6 protein-coding genes are annotated in these 5797 nt (G+C 73.5%); 2 read left to right on the forward strand and 4 right to left on the reverse strand.

The genetic code is table 11. From position 1 onward, the window contains the following. A partial coding sequence (locus ACWGDE_RS35300) for a glycoside hydrolase family 3 protein (RefSeq protein ID WP_453393152.1) occupies positions 1 to 912 on the reverse strand: 912 nt, incomplete at its 3' end. A gap of 192 nt (positions 913 to 1104) precedes the next feature. Between ACWGDE_RS35300 and ACWGDE_RS35305 the strand changes: the two genes are divergently transcribed. Further along, positions 1105 to 1878 (forward strand): DsbA family protein, encoded by a 774-nt coding sequence (locus ACWGDE_RS35305; protein ID WP_453393153.1) that lies wholly within the window; start codon positions 1105 to 1107, stop codon positions 1876 to 1878. Between the two features lie 62 nt (positions 1879 to 1940). Here the strand turns inward: ACWGDE_RS35305 and ACWGDE_RS35310 are convergent, their stop codons facing one another. Then, entirely contained in the window at positions 1941 to 2543 is a 603-nt protein-coding gene (locus tag ACWGDE_RS35310) for an HD domain-containing protein (protein WP_453393154.1), read from the reverse strand. A 157-nt stretch (positions 2544 to 2700) separates the two neighbouring features. Next, positions 2701 to 3777, reverse strand: coding sequence for an RNA ligase (ATP) (locus tag ACWGDE_RS35315; RefSeq protein WP_453393155.1), 1077 nt, complete (start codon positions 3775 to 3777; stop codon positions 2701 to 2703). A 207-nt stretch (positions 3778 to 3984) separates the two neighbouring features. Between ACWGDE_RS35315 and ACWGDE_RS35320 the strand changes: the two genes are divergently transcribed. Next, positions 3985 to 4728, forward strand: coding sequence for an SDR family NAD(P)-dependent oxidoreductase (locus tag ACWGDE_RS35320; RefSeq protein ID WP_453393156.1), 744 nt, complete (start codon positions 3985 to 3987; stop codon positions 4726 to 4728). A 222-nt stretch (positions 4729 to 4950) separates the two neighbouring features. On the opposite strand, the gene ACWGDE_RS35325 is transcribed toward ACWGDE_RS35320, so the two are convergent. Beyond that, positions 4951 to 5694: a peptidoglycan-binding domain-containing protein gene (locus tag ACWGDE_RS35325; protein WP_453393157.1), complete on the reverse strand. Its 744-nt coding sequence runs from the start codon at positions 5692 to 5694 to the stop codon at positions 4951 to 4953. Positions 5695 to 5797: the final 103 nt, after the last annotated feature.

Below are 5797 nucleotides of genomic sequence, written 5' to 3' on the forward strand. Positions count from 1 at the left end.
GGCCAAAGCCGGGGCCAGGCCCGGGGCGGGGCCCGGGGCCGGGGTCGGGGCCGGGGTGTGCAGGGCGCCCGCGCGTGCGGCCAGGCGCAGGAGTCTGTGGAGTTTGTCCGCCACCGCCCCCGGCGGGACACGGCCGGTCGACAGGGCCTGTGACAGGGCTTCGCCCCACGGGCTCCGGGGGCCCGGCATCGCCAGGTCCTGCGCCGCCGCGGCCGAAGCCACCGTGGAGCGGACGCCGCCCCAGTCGGAGACGACCACCCCGTCGAAGCCCCACTCCCCCTTCAGCGGCTCGGCGAGCAGGGAACTCTCGCTCATCGTCGTTCCGTTGACCTTGTTGTACGCCGACATGACGAGCCACACCCCGGCCCGGACCGCCGCCTCGAAGGGCGCGAGGTACAGCTCGCGCAGCACGCGCTCGTCGAGCCGTACGTCGAGGGTCAGCCGCTGCGTCTCGGAGTCGTTGGCGACGTAGTGCTTCGCCGTCGCCGCGACCCCTCGCGACTGGATCCCCCGGATCAGCGCCGCCCCCGTACGTCCCGCGAGCAGCGGGTCTTCGGAGAAGCACTCGAAGTGGCGCCCGGCGAGCGGACTTCGGTGCAGGTTGAGGGTGGGTGCGAGGAGGACGTGGACCCCCTTGCGGCGCGCCTCGTCGCCGAGCAGCTCGCCGAGCCGGCGGACCCTGTCCTCGTCCCAGAGCGCTCCCAGGGCGGTGGGCGAGGGGAGCAGGGCCGAGGTGGAGCGCTCGTCCCAGCCGGGCCCGCGCACACCGGCCGGACCGTCCGAGAAGACCAACTCCCGCAATCCGATGTCCGGTTCGGGCCAGGTCCGCCACGTATCGGCACCGGTCAGCAGCCGCACCCGCTCTGCCGGTTCCAGCTTGTCCACCAGTCGTTCCACGTCACCGTCGTGCACGTCCACCCCTTACACACCAGTCGTCCGGACCCCTCGGGAGAGCGCTCTCCCAGATGATCCCGGCGCACCGGACGGACTGTCAACGGGCCGCCGGCCGCCTGGCGCGCCAGACCCCGGTCAGGGCCACTCGAATGCGCGTGCGCTCCGTCGCGCGAGCCCCTACAGTCCTTGCGATCAAGGGGGAGGACATCCATGCAGGTGAAGAAGAGCGCCGGGCGGGTGACCACGGTCGTGACCGTCGGTCTGCTGGGGTTGTTGACGGCAGGCTGCGGCGAGCGTGATCCGGCGCTCGGCGAACGGGCCGAAGCGGCGTCGTACGCGGGCCTGGAGGAGGCTCCGGAGAGCCTGGCCGCCGACGGGACGACCATCGTGGTGGGCGACCCGGGCGCACTGATCAAGGTACGGCTGTACGAGGATCCGCGCTGCCCGGTGGTCGAGGAGTTCGAGGTCACCGGCGGCGCGGCGGCGCTCCGCACGATGACGGTCCGACGCGACGTACGGACGGAGTACACGCTCGCCTCGTTCCGCGACGACAGGATGGGCGGCGACGGTTCGAAGCGGGCGGTCAACGCCTTGCGCGCAGCCCTGGACGTGGGCAAGTTCGCCGAGTTCCACGCGGTGTTGTTCCGCCACCAGGTCGAGGCCGAGGCGAGCGGCGGCTTCACCACCGAGTACCTGCTGGAGCTCGCCAAGGGCGTGGAGGGGCTGCGCGGCCCCGAGTTCGACCAGGCCGTCACGACGATGAGGTACACGGACTTCGTCACCGCCTCCGAGGCCGCGTACGAGGGCGCCTCCCGTGAAGAACCCGAGGGCCCGGGCACTCCTACGGTGGTCATCAACGGCAAGCGGATTCCGGTCGATTACCAGTCGGTGATCTTCGAGGAGGATTCGTTCGGCGACCTGCTCAACCTCATCAGGCAGCGGCCCCTGGAGTGGAAGAACCTGGACTGGACGGACTTCGGCTGATCCGGCGAGCAGGCCAGCGGTCAGCGCTGAGGAGTCAGGGGTCAGGGGTCAGCGGTCAGCGGTCACACGCGAACGGGGTGCGCCGACTGGAAAGCCAGACGGGCGTCCGCGCCGTCGGCGATCCGGGCGAGCAGCGCGTCCAGTTCGAGGTACGCCTCCCAGCGCGCGGTGCCGGCCGGCGCGGCGCGGACGAGGTGGTCGATCAGGAGGTCCTCCAGATCCGTGACCCGCTTGCCCTTCCACACCTTGTCGGCGGCGCTGACCAGCAGTTCCTCGAGACTCACCCCGTCCGCCCGCCAGGCTGCGTGGGTGGCTGCGAAACGGGCCCGCTCCGGAGGGAATCCGTGTGCGAGGAGCAGCTCCCGCCCGGCCGGTTCGTGCGCCGAGCCGGGGCCTTCGAGCTCGGCGGTGTGCACCGCCTTGCCGATGTCGTGCGTGGCCGCGCCGAACAGCACGGCTTCGCGGTCGAAGTCCAGTTCCGGATGGAACTCACCGAACCAGTCGGTGAGTTCGCGCGCCACGTCGTGTACGAGTCGCAGATGGGCCGCGAGGCGCGGCGGCGCGGCGAGCCCGCGCAGCAGGGCGGCCACGGCGTCCGGAAGGGGGCGCAGCGGCGGGTCGGCCGGGTCTTCGAGCGCGCGGGCGAGGAGGTCGGGACGGGGCATCGGGCCAGGCTAACCCGGGCCACGGACCCCAGCCACGGCCACGGACCCCCGGGCTCCCAGGCCCCCGGGCTCAGGCCCCAACCCGGACCCGACCCGGCCCCCGGACCCGACACGACCCCCGGACCCGCCCCGCTCACACGCCCGCCCGCCCCCACCCTCACTCGTACTCCGTGCCACCCTTGCGCGTCAGGTACGCGGGGCTGACCGCCTTCGCGATGGCGCGGCCGCCGACCACCGGGCTGTAGCGCTCGGCCGCCGGGCGGATGACGACGCCCTCGCGCAGGTGCAGTCCCCGGCCGGACACCGTCTCGCGCCCGCTCGCCCACTCCAGAACCGTGTCCAGTTCGTACGGACCCTCGAACAGCCGAGGAACCAGGGGCAGTTCACCGGCCGAGAAGATCTGCTCCGGGTCCAGCCACCGCACCTGCCCGTCGATCTCGGCAGAGACGTCGAAGACGGCGTACCCGGGCGGCGCCTCGGCCGTCCGCACGTCGGTCCCGTACGCCAGGTCCTGCACCCCCTTGCCGTACACCTCGGCGAAGATCCCGACCCTGGTCGCCCCGAGCCGCTCCGCCAGCCCGGCGGCGGCCCCGGGCACGTCGTGGCCGCGTACGGCCCGCCAGTAGAGGTTGCGCTCGTCCTCCCGGAGCGCCAGCCCCTTGGATCCGAAGCCCTTGGAGGAGACCAGGACCCGCTCGTCCTCGGCGATGTACGTCAACAGGCAGGCGGTGCCGTGCAGTTTCTCGGTGAGGACGACCGGCTCGCCGGGCTCGAAGATGCCCGGGTAGCGCTGGAGGTTCTCGATGTCCACCCACGGGAGCAGCTCCGCGGCGGCCTCCACGTCCCCGCTCATCGTCGTCGGGATCGGCGGGGCCCATTTGGTGATGCCGAGCCGCTCGGCGAAGTCGGTCCCCTCCTTGGCCGCCAGTACGAGGTCCACGTCGGCCAGTGCGCGCGGCCGGCAGACCAGGCCCTGCGACAGCTCGCCGCGCAGCCGGACGGCCTTGACCCGGTTCGCCTCGCCACCCGCGAGCCGGCCGGTCAGACCGAGCTCCTCGATCAAACCGGCGGGCAGCACCGCCTGTTCGGGTATGTAGAGCGCGAACTCGCCGGTGCGGTAGGCACCCTTGGCGACGACGGCCCGGTAGAGCCCCACCTGCGCCAGCTCCAAGGCGTCGGCGTTCGGGTGCGGATGGACGGCTAGTTCTTCGACGGTGACCCGCAAGGTCGACATGGCGGTGCTCCTCGAATGTGACGGCGTCAGGTATCGGCAGCCACTCTGCGACCTGCCATTTGCACTGGTCCAGCGCTTATCGCGGTGTTAGCCTGCGGCGGCCGTCCCTCCTGCCCGGCCGTCCCTTCGGCGGCGCGGGCGGCCGCGCACGGTCAGAGGTGCGGGCGCGGCACGGGTACGGCACACCGCGTCACACAGGAGGCTCATATGTCACGTCGTCCGGTCACCGTCGTCACCGGAGGCAGCCGCGGCATCGGCGCCGCCACGTGCGTCCGGCTCGCCTCCGACGGGCACGACATCGTGCTCGGCTACGTCAACGACGAAGCCGCCGCCAAGGCCACCGCCGAGCGCGTGAGCGCGGCCGGCGCCCGGTGCGTGACCGTACGCGCCGACACCTCCGAGGAGTGCGGCGTCGAGCGGCTCTTCGACATCGCCGGGGCCGAGTTCGGCGCGGTCACCGGCCTCGTCAACAACGCCGGTGTGACCGGCACCCCGGGCAGGCTCGCCGACATCAGCACCGAGGACCTGCGCCGCGTGCTCGACGTGAACCTCTTCGGCTACCTGCTCTGCTGCCGCCGTGCCGCCCAGGACATGGCCGGGTCCGGCGGCGGGGCGATCGTCAACGTCTCCTCGGCGGCCGCCACCCTCGGCAGCCCCGGCCGGTACGTCCACTACGCCGCGACCAAGGCCGCCACCGACACCCTCACCCTGGGGCTGGCCAAGGAGCTCGGCCCGGACGGCATCCGGGTCAACGCCGTGGCTCCCGGCATCATCGAGACCGGCATGCACGCGGCCATGGGCGACCCCGACCGCCCGGCACTCGCGGCCGCCGAGATCCCCCTCGGACGTGCCGGACAGCCCGAGGAGGTCGCCGCGGCCATCGCCTGGCTCCTCTCCCCGGACGCCGCGTACACGACCGGCACCGTCCTGCGCGTCTCGGGCGGCCGCTAGAACCCGTCCGGCCGATCAGGTACGGAGCCTCCGGGCGAGAGTTGCCGCACCGGGGGCCGGAACCCGTGATGGCGCGGGGTATCGGTTGTCCCGTACGACCGGACGAGCGGCGCTCGATCGCAGACCGCGACGAACGGCCATGTTCTCCGGCAGGTACGCACATCCCCTCTGCGCACGGGCTCGTCGCCCATCAGCGGGCCCGCGGGCGGCGCGCGCCCGCGCTCAGCCGCCGAGCGGGAAGGCCGCGCGGGTGGCCGGGCCGTAGATGCCCTGGGGGTCGCCCTTGATGCTCCGGTTCTGCTGGAGTTGGAGGACGCCGCGCCGGGTCTGGCCGTCGTACACGCCGGTGACGGAGACGTACGTGAACCCCTGCGCGTAGAGCCGTTCCTGGAGGTCGGTCACCTCGGCCCCGCGGTCGCCCGGACGCAGTGTCGCGGCCTGCTGCGGCGGCTGCGCGCCCGTGGAACCCGAAGGCTTGGAGGCCTGGCTCGCGCTCGCCGGCGGGCCGGGTACGGGCGGGGCCGATGGGGACGGGGAGGCTGACGGGGGCACGGCCGGCCGTACGGACTGCGCGGGCGGCGAAGGCTCCTCGCCCGCCCCCGGGCTGCGCACCGGGAGCATCGGCACGGACAGGCCGGGCGGGACCACGGCGCGCGGCGGCTCCTCCTCGGGGCTCTCCAGGAGCAGCGCGAGGACGCCCGCCGCACCGAGGGCGAGCAGGGCCAGCCCGGCGAAGGGGAGCATCCGGTTGCCGCCCCGGCCGGAGCCGGGCGGGGTGGCCGAGGGCCCGTGCGAGGGCGTCGGCGGGGGCACGGGCGCGGGCTCGGCCACCGTGGGTGGCGGGCCGAACCGCGTCGGCACGGTGACCCGGCCGGAGTCCTCGGGCCAGGCGGGGGCCGTCGACCCGGACGGCAGGCCCGAGGGGGCTACGTAGGGGCGTACGAGCAAGCGATCGTCGTCGGGCACGATCCCACTCTCATCGGGGTCGGTGGACACGGTTGTCTCCCGGCGGGTACGGGGGCGGGGGGGGCGGTGCGGGGTCGGCCCCGGTACCCGGCCGGTCAGGCCC

Source organism: Streptomyces sp. NPDC054956 (genome assembly GCF_053609185.1).